At 42.7% G+C, this 18197-nt stretch carries 18 protein-coding genes and 1 other RNA gene; 9 read left to right on the plus strand and 10 right to left on the minus strand.

All coding sequences use genetic code 11. The features are described from left to right. Nucleotides 1-12 precede the first annotated feature (12 nt). Nucleotides 13-291, minus strand: a complete 279-nt coding sequence (locus ACXYMT_RS10870; protein ID WP_459059101.1) for a DUF4834 domain-containing protein — start codon at nucleotides 289-291, stop codon at nucleotides 13-15. A 105-nt stretch (nucleotides 292-396) separates the two neighbouring features. On the opposite strand from ACXYMT_RS10870, the gene ACXYMT_RS10875 reads away from it, so the two are divergent. From ACXYMT_RS10875 to pncA, 3 genes are read left to right on the plus strand one after another with little or no spacing between them, the layout of a single operon-like run. Beyond that, a complete protein-coding gene (locus ACXYMT_RS10875; RefSeq protein ID WP_459059102.1) occupies nucleotides 397-1296 on the plus strand; it encodes a transporter in 900 nt (299 codons plus the stop codon). Between the two features lie 22 nt (nucleotides 1297-1318). Then, nucleotides 1319-2731: a nicotinate phosphoribosyltransferase gene (locus tag ACXYMT_RS10880; RefSeq protein WP_459059103.1), complete on the plus strand. Its 1413-nt coding sequence runs from the start codon at nucleotides 1319-1321 to the stop codon at nucleotides 2729-2731. Beyond that, complete coding sequence (gene pncA, locus ACXYMT_RS10885; RefSeq protein ID WP_459059104.1) at nucleotides 2728-3333, plus strand: bifunctional nicotinamidase/pyrazinamidase; 606 nt, start codon at nucleotides 2728-2730, stop codon at nucleotides 3331-3333. Before ACXYMT_RS10880 ends, pncA begins: the two co-directional genes overlap by 4 nt. A gap of 60 nt (nucleotides 3334-3393) precedes the next feature. Here the strand turns inward: pncA and ACXYMT_RS10890 are convergent, their stop codons facing one another. The 5 genes from ACXYMT_RS10890 to ACXYMT_RS10910 all read right to left on the minus strand — a co-directional run bounded on the left by ACXYMT_RS10890 (nucleotide 3394) and on the right by ACXYMT_RS10910 (nucleotide 6309). Continuing rightward, entirely contained in the window at nucleotides 3394-3825 is a 432-nt protein-coding gene (locus ACXYMT_RS10890) for a hypothetical protein (RefSeq protein WP_459059105.1), read from the minus strand. Nucleotides 3826-3928: 103 nt separating this feature from the next. After that, nucleotides 3929-5500 carry a ribonuclease Y gene (gene rny, locus ACXYMT_RS10895; RefSeq protein WP_459059106.1) on the minus strand — a complete coding sequence of 524 codons (1572 nt, stop codon included), beginning with the start codon at nucleotides 5498-5500 and terminating at the stop codon, nucleotides 3929-3931. 50 nt (nucleotides 5501-5550) lie between these two features. Next, nucleotides 5551-5657, minus strand: a non-coding RNA gene (ssrS, locus tag ACXYMT_RS10900) — 6S RNA. A gap of 58 nt (nucleotides 5658-5715) precedes the next feature. Continuing rightward, nucleotides 5716-6006: a cell division protein ZapA gene (locus ACXYMT_RS10905; protein WP_324718898.1), complete on the minus strand. Its 291-nt coding sequence runs from the start codon at nucleotides 6004-6006 to the stop codon at nucleotides 5716-5718. Between the two features lie 12 nt (nucleotides 6007-6018). Continuing rightward, a complete protein-coding gene (locus tag ACXYMT_RS10910) occupies nucleotides 6019-6309 on the minus strand; it encodes a hypothetical protein (RefSeq protein WP_459059107.1) in 291 nt (96 codons plus the stop codon). 184 nt (nucleotides 6310-6493) lie between these two features. Between ACXYMT_RS10910 and ACXYMT_RS10915 the strand changes: the two genes are divergently transcribed. Then, nucleotides 6494-8185 (plus strand): M23 family metallopeptidase, encoded by a 1692-nt coding sequence (locus tag ACXYMT_RS10915; RefSeq protein ID WP_459059108.1) that lies wholly within the window; start codon nucleotides 6494-6496, stop codon nucleotides 8183-8185. An 8-nt stretch (nucleotides 8186-8193) separates the two neighbouring features. Further along, nucleotides 8194-10644: a TonB-dependent receptor gene (locus tag ACXYMT_RS10920; protein ID WP_459059109.1), complete on the plus strand. Its 2451-nt coding sequence runs from the start codon at nucleotides 8194-8196 to the stop codon at nucleotides 10642-10644. A gap of 661 nt (nucleotides 10645-11305) precedes the next feature. On the opposite strand, the gene ACXYMT_RS10925 is transcribed toward ACXYMT_RS10920, so the two are convergent. Further along, complete coding sequence (locus tag ACXYMT_RS10925) at nucleotides 11306-12454, minus strand: cysteine desulfurase family protein (protein WP_459059110.1); 1149 nt, start codon at nucleotides 12452-12454, stop codon at nucleotides 11306-11308. 87 nt (nucleotides 12455-12541) lie between these two features. Between ACXYMT_RS10925 and ACXYMT_RS10930 the strand changes: the two genes are divergently transcribed. After that, the gene (locus ACXYMT_RS10930; RefSeq protein WP_459059111.1) at nucleotides 12542-13483 is read left to right on the plus strand and encodes a hypothetical protein; all 942 of its coding nucleotides are present in this window, start codon (nucleotides 12542-12544) and stop codon (nucleotides 13481-13483) included. On the opposite strand, the gene ACXYMT_RS10935 is transcribed toward ACXYMT_RS10930, so the two are convergent. After that, nucleotides 13477-14025 carry a Smr/MutS family protein gene (locus ACXYMT_RS10935; protein ID WP_459059112.1) on the minus strand — a complete coding sequence of 183 codons (549 nt, stop codon included), beginning with the start codon at nucleotides 14023-14025 and terminating at the stop codon, nucleotides 13477-13479. The genes ACXYMT_RS10930 and ACXYMT_RS10935 overlap by 7 nt on opposite strands. 2 nt (nucleotides 14026-14027) lie before the next feature. Continuing rightward, nucleotides 14028-14249, minus strand: coding sequence for a hypothetical protein (locus tag ACXYMT_RS10940; protein ID WP_459059113.1), 222 nt, complete (start codon nucleotides 14247-14249; stop codon nucleotides 14028-14030). Nucleotides 14250-14324: 75 nt separating this feature from the next. Here ACXYMT_RS10940 and ACXYMT_RS10945 point away from each other — a divergent pair, with 75 nt between their 5' ends. Genes ACXYMT_RS10945 through ACXYMT_RS10955 form a run of 3 tightly spaced genes read left to right on the plus strand, consistent with a single transcriptional unit; the run spans nucleotide 14325 to nucleotide 16792 of the window. After that, complete coding sequence (locus tag ACXYMT_RS10945; RefSeq protein WP_459059114.1) at nucleotides 14325-16163, plus strand: T9SS type A sorting domain-containing protein; 1839 nt, start codon at nucleotides 14325-14327, stop codon at nucleotides 16161-16163. Between the two features lie 5 nt (nucleotides 16164-16168). Continuing rightward, nucleotides 16169-16453 carry a DUF2752 domain-containing protein gene (locus tag ACXYMT_RS10950; protein ID WP_459059115.1) on the plus strand — a complete coding sequence of 95 codons (285 nt, stop codon included), beginning with the start codon at nucleotides 16169-16171 and terminating at the stop codon, nucleotides 16451-16453. Between the two features lie 12 nt (nucleotides 16454-16465). Next, on the plus strand, nucleotides 16466-16792 hold the full coding sequence (locus ACXYMT_RS10955; protein ID WP_459059116.1) for a CCC motif membrane protein: 327 nt from the start codon (nucleotides 16466-16468) through the stop codon (nucleotides 16790-16792). A 141-nt stretch (nucleotides 16793-16933) separates the two neighbouring features. Here the strand turns inward: ACXYMT_RS10955 and rocD are convergent, their stop codons facing one another. Continuing rightward, nucleotides 16934-18178, minus strand: a complete 1245-nt coding sequence (rocD, locus tag ACXYMT_RS10960; protein WP_459059117.1) for an ornithine--oxo-acid transaminase — start codon at nucleotides 18176-18178, stop codon at nucleotides 16934-16936. Nucleotides 18179-18197 lie beyond the last annotated feature (19 nt).

Genomic DNA, 18197 nt, shown 5'->3' on the forward strand with positions numbered 1-18197 from the left:
TTGGAGCGGAAATTAGTCAATTTCTTCATAATCGATGTACTCTCCAACGTCATTCTTCGATTTCCGTTTGTTTTTGGGCTTTTTATCAATAGTAACTTCCCCTTCGGTTCGCTTTTGCGACCTGGTAGGATCATACTGATGGAAACGCTGCTCAAATTTCTTTCCTATTTTCTTCAACACCCAACGTAACAGGATAGGACCGAACCAGCGAATAAAAAGTTTTAGACCAAAGTAAATAAGAAGGACTATTAAGACCACTCTTAGCACCTCGGTTAAGGAAGCTTCATGCATTCTAAAAGTTTTGGTAAAATTACCATTCTGCGCAAAGAAAACCATTGCTGCAGCTGAAAAAAATGAGAAAATCTCTATATTTGATTGTAACCAATCAGCCCAAATATGAGGATCTACCCGACTTTCTTTCTCCTTTTTTTCTTCGGAAATTTTTTAGCTACCGCTCAATATACCGAAACTATAAATTCAAATCGCCCGGGGAATTCCCAGGGTGCTTTTGCCGTAGGTCCCATGGTGCTACAATTGGAGGCAGGCGGAAAATTCGGGCATGATAATCACGAGCTACTGCAAACAGAAACAGACCTTTGGGGAATCGACTATGCATTGAGGTTTGGATTCCTTTTCGAGCAACTGGAGATCAACCTCATGGGGTCCTACCTCGACCAATCAACCAGCTATATTGTGGGTGCAAGTACCCAAACCTATGGAATTAGTAATTTCGACTCTAATGCTATTGGTATTAAATACCTGGTGTATGATCCTAACAAAAATGCAAAAGAAAAAAAGCCAAACCTCTACAGCTGGAGAGCTAATCAACGGTTTGACTGGAGCGTATTGGTTCCTGCCGTTGCACTTTATGCCGGCGCAAACTTTTCTTTTGGGGACAATCCTTACCTCTACCAGGGACAGGGAAAATTTACCCCGCGTGCCGCTGTGATCTCTCAGAACAACTGGGGGCCATGGGTTCTGGTAGTAAATCTTATGGCCGATAGAATTGGAGACGAGTACCCCACCTATTCGGGTATTGCCACTCTTACCCATTCCTTCTCCCCGAGATTTGCAATGTTTGGAGAGTTTCAAACCTTTATCAGTGACATTTATAGTGATGAGATCGCCCGCGGTGGCTTCGCTTATCTCTTCCACAAGAATTTTCAAGCCGATATTTCCGGGCTCATCAATTTTAAAGATACACCTTCCCGCTGGCAGGTAGCCGGCGGACTTTCCTATAGGTTCGACTGGCATAAGCAGGATGAATATCTGGAGGCCCAGGAAGAACAACTATAAACACCTATCCAAAAAAGACAGTATGTTAGACATAAGCGGTACTTACACAGATCAGTATCAGCTCACCATGGGGCAGGTTTACTTCAGCAAAGGAGAAGCCAAGGACGTTGCCATCTTTGATTATTTTTTCAGAAAATTGCCTTTTGAAGGAGGATTTGCCGTATTTGCCGGACTGGAAACACTGCTGGATCTACTTAAGGACTTTAGATTTACAGATAAGGATCTGGAATTTCTCAAAACCCAGAATTTTTCTTCTGAATATCTCGAATTCCTGCAGAATTTTCGCTTCCGCGGAAAGATCTACAGCATGAAAGAAGGTGATCTTGTATTTCCCGGAGAACCGGTGGTTCGGGTGGAGGCAAGTATTATTGAAGCCCAGATCATCGAGACCTTACTGCTGAATGTTCTCAACTTTCAAACCTTAATAGCAACAAAAGCAGCAAGAATGTCTATCCAGGCAAAAGGCCGGACGTTAATAGATTTCGGTCTGCGCCGGGCCCAGGGCTTTGGTGGCTACCATGCCAGCCGGGCTGCAGCCATTGGAGGGTTTGAAGCTACAAGTAATACCCGCGCCGGAAGGGATTTTGGTTTTGCGGTCTCAGGCACCATGGCACATTCTTTTATTCAAAGCTATGAACATGAACTGGATGCCTTTAGAGATTTCGCTGTAGCCCATCCCGAAAATACCATCTTACTGGTCGATACCTACGACACCTTGAAGAGCGGACTGCCAAATGCAATTCAGGTTGGAAAGGAGATGGAAAGCCGCGGCCAGAAATTGAAGGGTATTAGACTCGACAGCGGCGACCTTGCCTATCTCGCCAGACGGTCACGCGAAATGCTGAACAATGCGGGACTGGATTATGTGAAAATTTCTGTGTCCAATCAACTCGATGAACATTTGATTAAAAGTTTGCTGGACCAGGAAGCGCCTATAGACATTTTTGGAGTAGGTACCAGCCTGGTTACAGGAAAACCGGATGCAGCCCTTGACGGCGTTTATAAGTTGTCTTATTTCCAAGATCAGCCCCGCATCAAATTGTCGGAAACTATTTCCAAAGTCACCTTACCACATAAAAAGCAGGTCTACCGACTCCTGGACGAAGACGGACATTTCTTAGGAGCAGATGTTGTTTGCCTGGGAGGAGAGGAAAATCCCGAAATGATGTATCACCCTTATGATCCCTTAAAATTTCGTTATATCAATGATGCTAAAAAGGAGAAACTACTGGATCTGGTAATGGAGGACCAAAAAAGGACAAGTAAGAATAGAAGTATTTCAGAAATAAAAAGCTTCAGCAAAGAGCGCCTGTCAAAGCTTCCACCGGAGTATAAAAGGTTTTTTAATCCGCACCTTTACAAAGTCGGGATAAGTCAGAAGTTAAGGGATGAAAGAGATCGATTAATTGCTGAACACAAAAATAAAAGATCATGAAAACGCTGGTCATTGTAGATGCACAAATAGATTTCATGCCGGGAGGAGCACTGGAAGTGAAGCAGGGAGATAAGATCATTCCCGTGATCAATAGTATTTTATCGCAGTTTGAGCTGGTAGTTGCTACCCAGGACTGGCACCCAAATGATCATAAGAGCTTTGCAGTAAACCATCCCGGTAAAAAAGAATTTGAAGTTATAGAACTTAATGGCCTGGAACAAAAGCTTTGGCCCCCACATTGCGTCCAGGGAACAAAAGGAGCTGATTTCCATCCTGACCTCAATACTGACCCTATAGAAGCCATTTTTAGAAAGGGAATGGACCCCGAAATAGATAGCTATAGTGGTTTCTACGACAACGGCCATAAGAAGATCACCGGCCTTAGCGGATATTTGAGAGAAAGAGGAGCTGTAGACCTCTATTTCTGTGGGCTTGCAGCTGATATCTGTGTTTATTACACTCTTCTTGATGCACTAAAAGAAGGATTTAAAGCCACTCTTATTGAAGATGCGGCCGTTCCTCTTATTCCCGAAGGTTTTGATAAGATACGGGAGGATATTATTTCCCGTGGTGGAAGGATCACTCACGCAACAGAGGTCTGAAAAATGACATTTTTGACACTTGTTTGATACTTCTCCCAACTATTGACTATTAACTACGAATTATCTTCGGTGCCACCTTCGGGTGAACCACCATACTGCAGCCTGAAGAAAGGCTGTCAAGACCACAGATGTTATGATGTGTTGCAGAGCATGCAGAATTCCGAAGGAATATTGATCCCTGAATTTATTTGGTAGCTCATAATCTGTAACCAATTCCTGACTAAGGTATCCAAGAAAACCAAAGGCTACTACGAGAAAGGCATAGGTGAAAAAGAAAAAGAAGTTCCTGTGCTTCGTCCATTTAAAGTAAATAGAAGCTGAAACCAGTACCAGCCAGCTTACCCAGATGCTAATTTGGTAATGGAGTACCGCATCCATGGCACTTTGAAGCTCTTCAGACCCATCAAGATGTCCAACCGCAGTAGAAAGCGTGAAAATTGGGTAAAGCAGAATTATCAAAAAGAGGAATTTCAGGATATCTTTTTTTCGCATAGCCGATAGGATTCGCTGCCTTAATTTACGAAAACAAAACCGGTCCAAATAAAAAACTCCCGCCTCTTTTGGAAGCGGGAGTTTATCTTTAGTTTCTCTATTTCTATTTGGCAATATTGACCGCCCTAGTTTCCCTGATTACAGTAATTTTTACCTGACCCGGGTAAGTCATATCTGTCTGTATCTTCTGCGAAATCTCGAAAGAAAGATTTGAAGCTTTTTCATCACTTACTTTTTCACTTTCTACGATTACCCTCAATTCTCTTCCTGCCTGTATCGCGTAAGCCTTCTTCACTCCACCAAATCCAAAGGCAATGTCTTCAAGGTCCTTCAACCTCTGAATATAAGAATCCAGAACCTGTCTTCTTGCTCCAGGTCTTGCTCCGCTTATAGCATCACAAACCTGAACTATTGGAGATAATAGAGAAGTCATCTCGATTTCGTCGTGGTGAGCTCCAATAGCATTACAAACCTCAGGCTTTTCACCATATTTTTCAGCCCACTGCATCCCGAGGATCGCGTGAGGTACTTCGGTTTCTGAATCAGGTACTTTTCCAATATCGTGTAATAGTCCGGCGCGCTTGGCAAGTTTAGCATTCAGACCGAGCTCGGCAGCCATTATGCCACAAAGTTTTGCAACCTCTCTCGAGTGTTGTAGCAGGTTTTGACCATAAGAGGAACGGTACTTCATACGTCCCACAATTCGTATCAATTCTGGGTGTAATCCGTGAATTCCAAGATCAATTACTGTCCTTTTACCAACTTCAATGATCTCTTCTTCAATCTGTTTGGTAGTTTTCTTCACTACCTCCTCAATACGTGCCGGGTGGATCCTACCATCGGTTACAAGTTTATGAAGGGATAGACGGGCAACCTCTCTTCGTACGGAATCAAAACAGGAAAGAATAATAGCTTCCGGAGTATCATCTACAATGATCTCCACACCTGTTGCAGCTTCAATGGCGCGAATGTTCCTTCCTTCCCTACCAATGATGCGTCCTTTCACGTCATCACTTTCCAGGTTGAAGACAGAAACACAGTTGTCTATTGCCTCTTCTGTTCCAATGCGCTGAATGGTATTGACAATGATCTTTTTAGCCTCCTGCTGCGCAGTAAGCTTTGCTTCCTCGATGGTATCCTGCACCATAGCCATGGCGTCTGCCTTGGCTGTATCTTTTAAGGATTCTATAAGTTGTGCCTTCGCATCTTCGGCCGATAGACCGGAGATCACTTCCAGCTGCTGCACTTTACTGTTGTGAAGTTTATCAACCTCCTCCTGCTTCTTCTCAAGCACCTCATTGCGGTGGTTGTAATCGGCGATCTTGTCTTCAAGGTCCTTGTTCAGATTCTTGTTCTTCGCAAGCTCACTGGAAACCTGTGATTCTTTATCTCTTATTCTTTTTTCGGCATCTGCAATCTTCTTATCACGGGAAAGGATGACCTTTTCGTGTTCCGACTTAAGTTCAATGAATTTCTCTTTGGCCTGCAGGATCTTGTCCTTCTTGATCCCTTCCGCTTCCTGTTTGGCCTCTTTCAAGATCCCGGCAGCCGACTTTTTGGCTCTTTGGATGATCTTTGAAGCGTTCTGCTTCTCGAAGTATTTTGCCAGACCAAATCCAATTGCGAGTCCCAGGACAAGTGAAATAATAATGAGCGCTATAGTTAGTGTATCCATTAGTTAGTTTTTATGTAAAAAAAAAGCCTGTATTAGTTGTTGATTTGCATAAACTCTTTAAATCACGTTTAGGGCTAACAAGCTGATCAAGGATCCGCTCAAAGGCGGCTTGCTTTTACAACTTAAACTCACCCTTTTTAAAGAATTGGTGTTGAGTTTATCAAAATAAATTAACTAATACAGGCAGTAACCTTTATTTCTAATTCAAAGAACAGTTAAACCAAATGCTTTTCAAGCAGATCATTGAGCGCTTTCAATCTATCTTCAGCCAATACTACATCGCTGCTACGGTCAATTGCTTTTTGCTCGGTCTGGGCTGCAAACTGTAAGGCACACATTGCCAAAACATCCTGCTTATCCCTAACGGCATAACTCTGTTCAAATTGCTTAATCATGAACTCTATTTTCTTTGCAGCCTTGCGAAGACCCTCTTCCTGCTCGGGAAGTATGGTCATGGGGTAAACCCTGTCTGCAATAGAGATCTTTATTTTAAGCTGATTTGACATTCGTTTATTCTTCTATTCAGAGAGGTGAACAATACATTGATCTATTTCCCTGATCAAGCTATTTATTTTAAGCTTGGTTTCTTTTTTATAATCATTACTGCCAAGCAATGCATTGGCGGCTTTAAGAGTTTGAACCCGATTTTCAGAAGCTTCCAGACTTTCCTGCAATTCCTGATTTTGGGTCCTTAGAGAAGTTAATTCCTCCTGAAGGTTCTGTTGACTCTGCTCCAGTTTCTTGTAATTCTGAAGCAACTTCTCAACCCTACCTTCAAGATTTTCAACTATTTCTGTTAAATCGCTCATTAAAGCTTAACCTGCTGCTTACCCTCACAAAGTTAATATACCTACCGAAATATCCCAATATTTTGGACTCTATTTTAGATCCGAATTTTAAAATAATTTTAACCTCCTCAAAAATAAGGGTTTAATTTTCAACGTTGGTTTGGTATCTTTAACCCGCTATAAAAAAGTAAAATTTAAAATCTACATGAAAAGGTTCCTTGCCCCTCTCCTATTCTTATTTAGCATGCTTACAAGTGCTCAAGCTCCAAATGTTCCCACAGATTATTTTGACGACCCGCTGCAGGTGCCACTTGCTCTTGCGGGTACTTTTGGTGAATTGCGTTCCAACCACTTTCACAGTGGCCTGGATATAAAGACCCAACAACGGGAAGGACTACCGGTCTATGCTTCTGCGGAAGGTTTTGTAAGCCGCATCAATGTAGCACACTATGGCTACGGGAAAGCTTTGTATATTCAGCATCCAAACGGCTACACCACAGTTTACGCCCACCTGAAGAATTTTTCTCCCAGGATCGAAGAGTACATCAAGAAACTTCAGTATCAAAAAGAGAGTTATGAGGTGGAAGTTTACCCCACAGCTTCAGAATTACCTATAGAACGTGGCGAACTGGTTGCCAATAGTGGAAATACCGGTGGGAGCGGTGGTCCGCACCTTCACTTTGAGATTAGAGATGGAGAACAACGGCCCATGAACCCTTTGATGTTTGGCATTGATCTGGAAGACACCCGTGCTCCTCTTGTTTCGGGGGTCTATGTATATCCAACAGGAGAAGAGGCCCACGTCAATGGATCTGCTCAAAGACAAAAGTTAAGGCTTATTCCGCAGCAGGATGGCTCCTTTAGAGCGGAAAAAATCGAAGCTTGCGGCGAAATTGGTTTTGGGATCAACACGGTAGATCAATTAAATGCCGCGCCAAATCACAATGGAGTCTATCGAATAGAAACTTCAGCCAATGGAGAAAAGCTATTCCAGGCTAATTTTGAACGATTTTCATTTGCGGAAACCCGGCACCTGAATCAGCTTATCGATTATGCTTACTACACGAAAAATAACAGCCGCATTCAGAAGTTGTTTGTAGAACCGTCCAACCCTTTAAGCATTTACAGCAATGTAAGCAATGAAGGTTATTTGAATGTACAGGATTCCCTGTCTTATAATTATACGATCAAGGTTAGTGATTTTGCCGGCAACGAGCGTATCGTAAATATTCCTATTGAAGGAAAACAGCGAAGTGAAATAAAAGAGAATCCTTCTAAAATAACAGATTTCTTTGTGCCTGCCGGTGCAGGAGCACAATTTGAAGGGAATGGCATTGATGTTTACATTCCAAAGAACAGCCTTTACCAGGATGCTTATCTAGATATTACTTTTGAAGATGAAAAAGTAATTCTTCACGAGGACATCATTCCTATTCACACAAATATTACCATTGGTTTTGACGTAAGTAAATACAAGCCCGAAGACAGGGAACAAATGTTCATTGCCAGCCTTAACAAGTGGAACAGGCCAAATTATTCCACCACTACAAAAGATGGGGAAAGATTTACCACAAAAACCCGCACTTTTGGCACCTATACTTTGGCAAGAGACACACAGGCTCCCAGGATCACTCCTGTTAACTTTAGAGACGGGCAGTGGATCTCCGGCAATAAAGATCTTAAGGTCAAGATATCCGACGATCTTTCGGGCATCAACAGCTATCGGGCCACAGTCAATGGAAAGTTCATCCTCATGGAATATGAGTACAAACAAAACCTGCTCACTCACGACTTCTCTGATGGAGTTGTGACCGATACAGAAAACCTTCTGAGGATAGAAGTGGTGGATAATGTTGGAAATACTACTATATTTGAGAGTACCTTCTTTAGAAAATAAATCTTCGGTTGAGAATATTGCTCCCTTTACTAGTTTCCTGCCTGTTTTGCCTCACCGGCCGGGCACAAACAGCACTAGTCCAGGGAATAATTCTTAATGACGAAGGATTACCAGTAAGAAATGCTACTGTTTCCTGGGAAAAAGGCGGAGTACAAAGCAATAGTAACGGATTCTATACTCTCGAAATTCCCGCCAATCGCGAAATTGAGCTAACGGTTTCACATATTGGTTTCAAAAAGGTCATTTTTAGAACCTTTTTACAAACCGGGGAGGTACTGGAGTTCAATCCCGTTTTAAATACCAGGGTCGAGCAAATTGGGGAGGTCGTATTACGGACAGAAAACAGGGAAGTCTTAAGGGGCATCACAACAGTAGATCCTGAAATTATTCGCAATCTTCCGGGAGCTAATGCCGGAGTTGAAAACCTGCTAAAGACACTTCCGGGTGTAAACTCAAATAATGAATTAAGTACGCAATATGCTGTTCGCGGCGGAAATTACGACGAGAACCTCGTCTACGTGAATGGCATTGAAGTTTACCGACCCTTTCTCGTCCGCTCGGGGCAACAGGAAGGTCTAAGCTTTGTCAATCCCGATCTCGTTCGGAACATTCACTTCTCGGCCGGTGGCTTTCAGGCAAAATATGGAGATAAACTTTCCTCTGTTCTGGACATCACCTATCGCCGGCCGGTGAACTTCAAAGCTTCTCTTGACGCCAGTTTTCTTGGAGTGAATGTGGCTGCGGAAGGAGTCTCAAAAAATGAAAAATTCAGTGCTCTTGGAGGTATCAGGTATAGGGACAATAGCTTACTTGTTAGCGCCCGGGAAACTGAGACCAACTTTGAGCCTCTTTTTGCCGATGCGCAATTAAATCTGATCTACCGCCTCTCGCCCGATCTTGAGATCAGCTTCCTGGGCAATGCTTCCCTGAATGATTACAATTATCGCCCTTTAACAAGACAAACCAACTTCGGAACTCTGCAGGATCCACGGGCATTATTGGTTTTCTACAGCGGGAGAGAAGAAGATGTGTACAAGACCCTTTTTGGGGCTGTAAAGGCATCCTACAAAATAAATGCGGTCTATACAGCTCATTTCACGGCTTCGGGATACAATACCCGGGAGCAGGAATACTATGACATTGTGGCTCAATACAGGCTCGGGGAGATCAACATGGACATTGGCGGAAAAGACTTTGGAAAAGTTGAATTTTCGGAAGGTGTGGGAGCCCAGCTCACCCACGCCCGGAACAAGCTGGATGCTTTGATATTTAACGCAGAACACACCGGGAATCTGAACCTTGAAGAGCATAATCTTAACTACGGAATCAAATATACCCATGAAGACATTAGGGACAGAATAATGGAATATGAGATCGTGGATTCCGCCGGATTCTCCCTGCGGCCTCCCCTGCCCGATTTTCAGAATAATCAGCCTTATGAACCTTATGATGCTCCTCTCGAACCTTTCACTTCAATAAGAGGATTTAATGAGACACAGATCAACCGGTTGCAGGGATACCTGCAGTGGAGTCACCGCCTAGAGGTAGGCAATGACGAATTTTGGTTCAATGCAGGAATACGCAGTCATACCTGGACAATATCTTCTAAAGGAAATACTTTTGATCCACAAACTGTAGTAAGTCCAAGAGGTCAATTAGCCTATAAACCTTCCTGGAGACTCGATATGCTTTTTCGGCTGGCCGGCGGAATTTATCATCAGCCGCCATTTTACAGGGAGCTCCGGAATTACTCAGGTAATTTGAATGCTGAGGTTGAGGCGCAGCGCGCAGTACATCTTGTGGTTGGAAACGATTTCAGCTTTGAGATGTTTGACCGGCCATTCAAGCTGACTTCAGAGCTCTATTATAAAGATATCGACAATGCGAATCCCTACACATTGGAAAATGTGAGGATACGTTACGCTGCTGAAAACAATGCCGAAGCTTATGCCTACGGACTTGATATGCGCCTGAATGGGGAATTCGTTCCCGGTACCGAAAGCTGGCTGAGCTTTGGATATTTAAAAACAGAAGAAAATATTGATGACAGAGGTTTTATCGCCCGGCCTACAGACCAGCGGTTAAAATTTGCTGTCCTGTTCCAGGATTATGTCCCAACGATTCCGGATCTCAAGATGTATCTCAACCTGATCTACAACACCGGACTTCCAGGAGGTTCTCCTGCCTATGCCGATCCTTACCTCTACCAATCCCGTCTCCCCGATTACAAGCGTGCAGACCTGGGGCTTTTCTACCTGGTCAAAAGTGACAGATCCAGGGAAGATTTTTTAAAAGGTTTTAGGGAAGTTTCCATAGGCCTCGAGATCTTCAACATATTCGACACCCAGAATTCTATAACAAATACATTCGTTAGAGATGTTTATACTAAAACGCAATATTCAGTTCCAAATTATCTTACCCCAAGGATCTATAATTTGAGAATAGGGTTCAAACTATAGAAAATTTTATTCCAGCCCTACAGGCTGGTAATTCACTCATTTCTTTACCACGGGCGCTGCCCGTGGCTATAAATATTACAGCCCTTCAGGCTCCTTAATAGTAACCCAAGCTCAAATAGATTGACTGAAAACCTAACATTTCTTATCCCGGAGCAACGCTCAGAGATCAAAGATCCCTCATATCAATCAGCCTGTAAGGCGGAAACCTGGTATAACAAATTTTACTCGAAATGGTTCCAGCCTTACTGGCTGGTTATATTTTCTGCTTTCTTTACCACGGGCGCTGCGCCCGATTATAAATATTGGAGCCCTTCAGGCTCCATAACGATACGAATTGATTTTATTCAGTAGAAAAAAGGCTGGAAGCCTTTCACTATAAAGCCCGGAGCAACGTTCCGGGATTGATTTACCGTTCCTCATCAGCCTGTAAGGCTGAGACAGAAGGAAATTGAGCTCCGGAGGAGCGGAATGTTTATAGAACTATAACATGAGGAAAAAAGAGCTCCAGAGGAGCGGCATATTTCTACCTCCATTTTATAGCAATTCCTGATCGCAAAACTAATTGTTGTGAAAAGGCAGCAATGAGAATAAATTGGAATCTGGTGCTTAAAATTTAGAATTTGATACCTGAAGATTATTTTTTAGCAGGTAAAACCCGCTTTTACTTCTCCATAAATTCCTTGAGCACCTTCACCACATACTCCACCTCTTCTTTGGTATTGTAATGTGAAAAAGAAAATCTCAAGGAAGGCTTTTTCAAATCTTCTTCAGATAAAAAAGCATTTAAAACATGTGATCCCTGGTCGCTTCCGCTTTGACAGGCGCTGCCTTTTGAACAGGCGATCCCGTGAAGGTCCAGCTGAAACAACAACATCAATGCCTTTTCCTGAGACATAGGTAAACACACGTTTACAAGAGTGTAGGTACTGTTCTCAAAGTCATCACATTCTCCATTGAATTTGGCTTCGGGAATTTCCTTTTTTAAGAGGTCTGTAAAATGCCTTTTTAGAGAGGTAATATATTCCCGCTCTTCATCGAGATTTTTATAGGCGAGCTTCAGCGCTTCTTCTAGTCCAACAATGTTATGTACAGATTCTGTCCCGGCCCGAAATCCGCGTTCCTGCTCTCCTCCAAAAATTAGTGGCTGCAGGTTGCTGTTCTTGCGGATATAAGCAAAACCAACTCCTTTAGGTCCGTGGAATTTATGTGCACTAACAGCCGTAAAATCCACCGGAATTTCAGAAAGGTCCAGCTCGTAATGACCTATAGATTGTACGGTATCTGAATGAAATAAAGCATTATATTTTCGGCAAATTTCTCCCGTTTTTTTGATGTCCAGAAGATTCCCAACCTCGTTGTTCACATGCATAAGGCTTACCAGAGTCTTTTCTTCAGAAGCAGCAAGCAATTCTTCCAAATGCTTCAGGTCCACTCTTCCGCAGTCATCAAGCTTTACATAAAGTAGTTCCACACCAAAAACATCGTGCAACTTATTCAGCGTGTACAAAACGGCGTGGTGTTCGATCTTTGAGGTAATGATCTTTTTTACACCAAGATCTCTCACAGCCGAATTTAAAATAAGATTATCGGCTTCTGTTCCTCCCGAAGTGAAAATAATTTCAGAAGGAGCAACATTGAGGATCTTTGCAACAGTTTTGCGAGCCTGTTCTATTAGGGTTTTTGCACTTCGGCCAAAGGCATGGGTGGAAGAAGGATTCCCATATACTTCCCGCATTACCTGTGCAATGCGGTCCACTACTTCCTCGCGAATCTGCGTGGTTGCAGCGTTATCTAAATAGACTTTTTTCATGGTCCACAAAAATAGCAGATTTAAAATTATTTAAAGAAGTCTCTGTTAAATTATATATTACTTTTAATTTTGCCCAAAACCCGTCCTATGAGAAAATTGTTGACTCTATCTTTTGCAGCATTGCTGTTGTTTTCGTGTAATGACGGGGATATCATCGTAACCGATTTTAATTTTGAGGATCCACAGCTTAGCTGGTGTGGTGATAACCAGTCGCAGGTACTGTATAAGATCAACAACAGCGGCGTTAATGAAGCCATTGCATTTAGATTTGATCTTACTACAACTGCTCCCCAGTTCTTTTTAGCAGAAGAAGGCCAGCTTACGATCCCGCTGAATGCTACCACAAATCAAGTGGTTTACAGGGTTTTTGATGGGGAAGTAAGCAGGGATTATTTCTGTAATAAGATTCCGCCGGTTTCGCCACAGGTGACCAGGGAGTTTAGAAGCACGACCGGGGGTGAGGTTGTCATTACTTCCACTATTGCCAATGCTACAGATCACGATGGAGACGGTGTTCCTTCAAGTTTGGAAGGAATAGCTACTGAAATAGATACAGACAACGACGGCATTCCAAATTATCTGGACATTGATGATGATAATGACAATATCCTTACCCGCGTAGAAAGAGAAGTAGATGCTGAAAATACTGTAGGTGATTACCCCGATTCAGACAACGATGGAATTCCTGATTATATCGACCCAGACGACGATAACGACGGTGTACTTACCCGAAATGAAGACTGGAACCTAAACCTGAATCCTGCAGATGATCAAAACGACGATGGAATTCCTCATTACCTGAATCCCGAAATTACCGACTCTTTTGAAGTAGAAGGAGTGCGGGAAAACAGGATCTCAAGAAGCTTTAGATATCTTGTTACAGTGAACAACCTCACCCTTGTGAACCAGGGAGGTGATGGAGAACAAATACGTCTACAGGATTATGAACTGGGAGTGATCACTTCACCAACCCAGAATATTGTTTTAGAACCTACAGGAGCTGGGGATAACGAAGAAGAAGATCAATAATTCTGAAAGATATACACCTCGGTAGCACCGAGACCGTATTTTTGATAGTCGGCGTCGTAGAATTTCAGGTTCTCATACCTGTGAAAAAGTGTTTCCAGCTCGGCCTTTAAGACCCCTTCCCCTACTCCATGAATAAAGACCACTTTTTGGATCCTCTTTTTCATGGCAAACTCCAGTTGCCTTTTTGCCGTGTCCATCTGAATATTGAGAATTTCGTAATTGGAAAGTCCGCCGGTTCTGGACACTAGCTTTCCTAGATGAAGATCAACTTCCATGGGAGGTTGATTGCGCTCCTTCGGTTTTACCCGAAGAGACTTCCTTTTTTTTGAAGATTCCTTTTCCTTTATAACTTCTGAAATGCTCTCAACCTCCGGGGGTAGGATATCGGGTAAAGAACCACCAGTCTTCACAAGATCCTTGGTGTTAAAGGACAAAACAAAACCTTCGGTAGTTTCTATTTCTACGTTGGAACCAGAAACAGAAAGCACCTTCCCTTTAAGGTCTTCATCCAATACTTCTACTTTATCTCCGCGTTTAAGCATGATCAAAGTTTGTTGTCACGGTTTTCGTCTTCCTGCTCCTCTTTGTGGTCATCCTTGGTTTCCACCCAAAAATTGGTGGCTTTAAAAAGCCCGTACATCAACAGCACCAGACCCAGGATCATAGAGTAAACATTTCTTTCCTCTCCCGAGATCTCATAAAGCAGGATCGCACCACCCACTAAAATGAGCATGGAATTGATAAATTGAGCAGAAGGCTTTTTCATAATATTTTGTTTACCAGTAGGTTAAAACCAAAGAAGAGTACTAACTTCAATATTCACGCAGCAAATTTCGGTAAAATGAGAGGATTTTTAATAGTTACTGCATTTTTATTTGTTTTTGAAGCTGTCTTTGGACAACTGAGTGTCGCTCCTTCCGGCAATGGGCAAAAAAGTACTTATCTCTATGCAAAAGGGAATGTCTTGTTTGTTCAAAATGATATGCGGCTAATGAAAAATCCGACACCGGAAAGTGAGGCTTCGATATTCCTTCGAAGCGGTGCGCAGCTAATCCAGGGAGAACAGCAGACAAAGACCAACTCAGGAACCGGAAGTATTTCTATTTTTGCTGAAGGCAGCACCAACGCCTACGACTACAACTACTGGAGTTCTCCTGTAACAGCTCCCGAAAATGGCCTTTTTGGCATCTCCCTATTACACGCTCCTTTTTCAGCCATAAATAGTAAACCGGCACAACTCACTACAGGTCTTAACGGAACTGCAAATCCGCTGTCCATTTCCACCCGCTGGATCTACACTTTTACCGGAAATTTATATTCGAACTGGAATTTTATCGGCGGTAGCAGCAGCATTCCACCTGCCTATGGTTTTACCATGAAAGGTACAGACGGGCAGGACCCGACTTTTGTAGATGGCCGGCCTAACAATCCCGGCAATGCACAACGCTATGATTTCCGCGGAAGACCCAATTCCGGAATAATAGAGATCCCAATTTCTTCTGAAAACTTTGTGCTGGTAGGAAATCCATATCCATCAGCTTTTGATCTAAGTCTGTTCCTTTTGGAAAATTCGGGTACCGGAGTATTAAAATCAGGTTGTTATTCAGACAAAGAGCGGAGAAATGTTACCACAGGTATAGCCTACTTCTGGGATTCCAGGGAAAATGGAAATTCTCATTACCTGGAGGATTATATGGGCGGGTATGGAGCATTTAGCCCAATCGATCCCTGTACCACCGGTGTTTACGAACCGCCTGTCTTTAAAAAGATAAGCGGAGCTGAAGATGGCAGTAAGGGAAAATATTTTCATCGAAAAGATCTTCCGGTAGGACAAGGATTTATGGTACAGGGCGCAGAAGATGGCAAAATGATCTTCAGAAATAGTCATAGAAGGTATATCCCTGAGGGACAAGTAAAAAGCGCCACTATTCCGCTAACTTCAGCAAAAAAACATCTTCACTCTCAGGAAGCTCCCAATTTATCGGTGATAAAATTAAACGTGTCAATAAATGATCAATATGAAAGAAGTCTAAGTCTTGCCTTCTGGAATGATGCCACACCAGGCTTCGATTCGGGCATGGACGCCGAAGCTTTTGAAGTTGCTCCAACAGATGCAGGGTGGCTGCTCAATGACAAAAGTTTTGTAATTGATGTGCGGCCTTTCGACATCTTTGAAGAAATCCCGCTCTTTATACAGGTGGAAGAACAGCTTCCAAAAATGATATTTTCGGCAGGTAACTCTACGAATACTTCGGTCCATGAAATCTTTATAGTAGACACTCAGTCCAACGAATATTTTTCTATTTCAAAAGAACCTTTAACTTTAGAACTGGAACCGGGAACCTATCACGGCCGATTCAAAGTGGCTTTTGCAGAGAAAATTCCGCAGGAAGAGTTGCCCCAGGAGTTTTTTGAAGATGAGACTGTTGTTCCAAAATTTGACATTTTTCAGAACAACCGGCAGGGAGAGCTTCAGATCATTGGCAATGATTATTTTCCGGTCAAAGCAATTGGAATTTTTGATTTACAGGGGAAAAGAATGTTGTACCGCAGTAACTTTGACAACAAACGATCTGTGGAGATCTCTACCCGGCCCTGGGCTAACGGAGTGTATATTGTGAAGGTGACAGGTATGGACAATCAAAAAACGGTGAGAAAAATCTCTGTATACAACAATTAGTATCTATGGAAGAATTCATGCTTCCCTGTTTGAATAAGCAACTTTTTGGGATCGACTGCCTTGGGTGTGGTGCACAAAGGGCGCTAGTGCTGGTGTTTCAGGGAGAATTTTCGGCAGCATTTAAAATGTTCCCTGCGATCTACCCCATTCTTCTCCTCCTCTCTTTCCTCATAGTGAACCTATTTTTTAAATTTAAAGGAGATTGGTACGTAAAAGTGGGGCTAATACTTATTAGTGCTGTAACAATTATTGCTGCCTATGTTTTAAAAATGAGCTTTTTATTTAATTAACCAACCAATATTATGGAAAGACAAACATTACCCAATTCAACATTGATCCTAATATTTGGGATCCTTTCAATCGTTACCTGCTGTTGCTACGGAATCCTCGGCCTTATCTTCGGAATCGTTGCCCTTGTGCTGGCAAAAACAGCAAAAGAAACTTACATGGCAGAACCTGAACTCTATGCAGGTTACAATAATGTAAAGACAGGAAGAATTCTTGCTATAATAGGGATCGTCCTTTCCGGGCTCTACCTGCTTATAAATATTGTTTTGATCGCAATCTACGGCTGGGATGGGCTTCAGGAAATGTCACAGGAATGGATGAGAGTCTATGAAAACCAGTAGGCAGTATTCATTATTCCATTGGCAGTTTTAAATGCAAAGGTTTAGACCTTGAGCTTTAAACCTGAAACCAGGAACTTTTAAAAATAAAGGGTGCGAAAAATGTCATTTTTCGCACCCTTTTATACTTGATCTTTTCAGAAGTTATTTTTCGAACTCCTGAAGGGTTTTCGTGATAATATTCACACAGTCCAGCAGTTGCTCCTCGTTCATCACAAGTGGCGGTGCAAACCTGATGATATTACCATGAGTAGGTTTTGCAAGAAGTCCGTTTTCCTTCAGCTTCATACAAATATCCCAGGCAGTGGAACTATCTTCTGAATCGTTGATGACGATCGCATTCAATAATCCTTTTCCTCTCACCAGGTTCACGATATTTGAACTGCGAATGTAATCGTCCATCTTTCTTCTGAAAAGATTCCCGAGTTTTTCGGCATTTTCAGCAAGCTTCTCATCCTTGATCACATCAAGTGCTGCCATTGCAACGGCACAGGCTACAGGATTTCCTCCAAAAGTAGATCCGTGTTGTCCCGGCTGAATAACATTCATGATGTCATCATTGGCCAAGACTGCAGAAACCGGATATACTCCGCCGGAAATTGCTTTTCCAAGAATAAGCATATCAGGCTTTACCTCTTCGTGCTCCACGGCAAGAAGTTTTCCTGTACGGGCAATTCCCGTCTGCACTTCATCGGCTATGAAAAGCACATTGTGTTGTTCACACAGTTCTTTTGCGCGTTTAAGGAAACCTTCAGAAGGCACATACACTCCGGCTTCACCCTGGATTGGCTCCACAAGGAATCCGGCGATATTGCTGTTATTTTTAAGCACTTCTTCAAGTGCATCTGGATCATTATATGGGATCTTCAGGAAACCGGGAGTATAAGGTCCAAAGTTCTTACGGGCTCCCTCGTCATTAGAAAAAGATATAATTGTAGTGGTTCTTCCGTGGAAGTTATTTTCACATACCACGATCTGCGCCTCGGCCTCATGAACACCTTTTTTCTCGTAAGCCCATTTACGGGCGATCTTGATTGCAGTCTCCACAGCCTCTGCCCCTGTATTCATGGGCAGCAGCTTGTCAAAACCAAAATATTCTGTCGCGTACTTTTCGTACTTTCCTAAAATGTCATTATGGAAAGCCCTTGAGGTAAGCGTAAGTTTTTGAGCCTGCTCGGTCATTGCACCAACGATGCGCGGGTGACAATGCCCCTGATTCACGGCCGAATAAGCCGAAAGGAAATCGTAATATTTTTTCCCTTCCACATCCCATACATGCACTCCTTCTCCTTTTTCCAGTACTACCGGAAGCGGGTGATAATTGTGAGCGCCGTATTTGTCTTCCAATTCAATAGCCTCGCGGGAAGAAATTTTTTCTGAAACCTTCATTTTAATTTTTATTTACAGT

It is taken from the genome of Salinimicrobium sp. CAU 1759 (genome assembly GCF_054482715.1).

Coding starts and splice junctions, on each gene's coding strand:
- ACXYMT_RS10880 (WP_459059103.1), top strand. CDS start 1,319: ATGTTAGACATAAGCGGTACTTACACAGATCAGTATCAGCTCACCATG.
- ACXYMT_RS10940 (WP_459059113.1), bottom strand. CDS start 14,249: ATGAAAAAGCCTTCTGCTCAATTTATCAATTCCATGCTCATTTTAGTG.
- rocD (WP_459059117.1), bottom strand. CDS start 18,178: ATGAAGGTTTCAGAAAAAATTTCTTCCCGCGAGGCTATTGAATTGGAA.
- ACXYMT_RS10945 (WP_459059114.1), top strand. CDS start 14,325: ATGAGAGGATTTTTAATAGTTACTGCATTTTTATTTGTTTTTGAAGCT.
- rny (WP_459059106.1), bottom strand. CDS start 5,500: ATGGATACACTAACTATAGCGCTCATTATTATTTCACTTGTCCTGGGA.
- ACXYMT_RS10870 (WP_459059101.1), bottom strand. CDS start 291: ATGCATGAAGCTTCCTTAACCGAGGTGCTAAGAGTGGTCTTAATAGTC.
- ACXYMT_RS10925 (WP_459059110.1), bottom strand. CDS start 12,454: ATGAAAAAAGTCTATTTAGATAACGCTGCAACCACGCAGATTCGCGAG.
- ACXYMT_RS10950 (WP_459059115.1), top strand. CDS start 16,169: ATGGAAGAATTCATGCTTCCCTGTTTGAATAAGCAACTTTTTGGGATC.
- ACXYMT_RS10930 (WP_459059111.1), top strand. CDS start 12,542: ATGAGAAAATTGTTGACTCTATCTTTTGCAGCATTGCTGTTGTTTTCG.
- ACXYMT_RS10935 (WP_459059112.1), bottom strand. CDS start 14,025: ATGCTTAAACGCGGAGATAAAGTAGAAGTATTGGATGAAGACCTTAAA.
- ACXYMT_RS10915 (WP_459059108.1), top strand. CDS start 6,494: ATGAAAAGGTTCCTTGCCCCTCTCCTATTCTTATTTAGCATGCTTACA.
- ACXYMT_RS10905 (WP_324718898.1), bottom strand. CDS start 6,006: ATGTCAAATCAGCTTAAAATAAAGATCTCTATTGCAGACAGGGTTTAC.
- ACXYMT_RS10875 (WP_459059102.1), top strand. CDS start 397: ATGAGGATCTACCCGACTTTCTTTCTCCTTTTTTTCTTCGGAAATTTT.
- ACXYMT_RS10910 (WP_459059107.1), bottom strand. CDS start 6,309: ATGAGCGATTTAACAGAAATAGTTGAAAATCTTGAAGGTAGGGTTGAG.
- ACXYMT_RS10890 (WP_459059105.1), bottom strand. CDS start 3,825: ATGCGAAAAAAAGATATCCTGAAATTCCTCTTTTTGATAATTCTGCTT.
- ACXYMT_RS10955 (WP_459059116.1), top strand. CDS start 16,466: ATGGAAAGACAAACATTACCCAATTCAACATTGATCCTAATATTTGGG.
- pncA (WP_459059104.1), top strand. CDS start 2,728: ATGAAAACGCTGGTCATTGTAGATGCACAAATAGATTTCATGCCGGGA.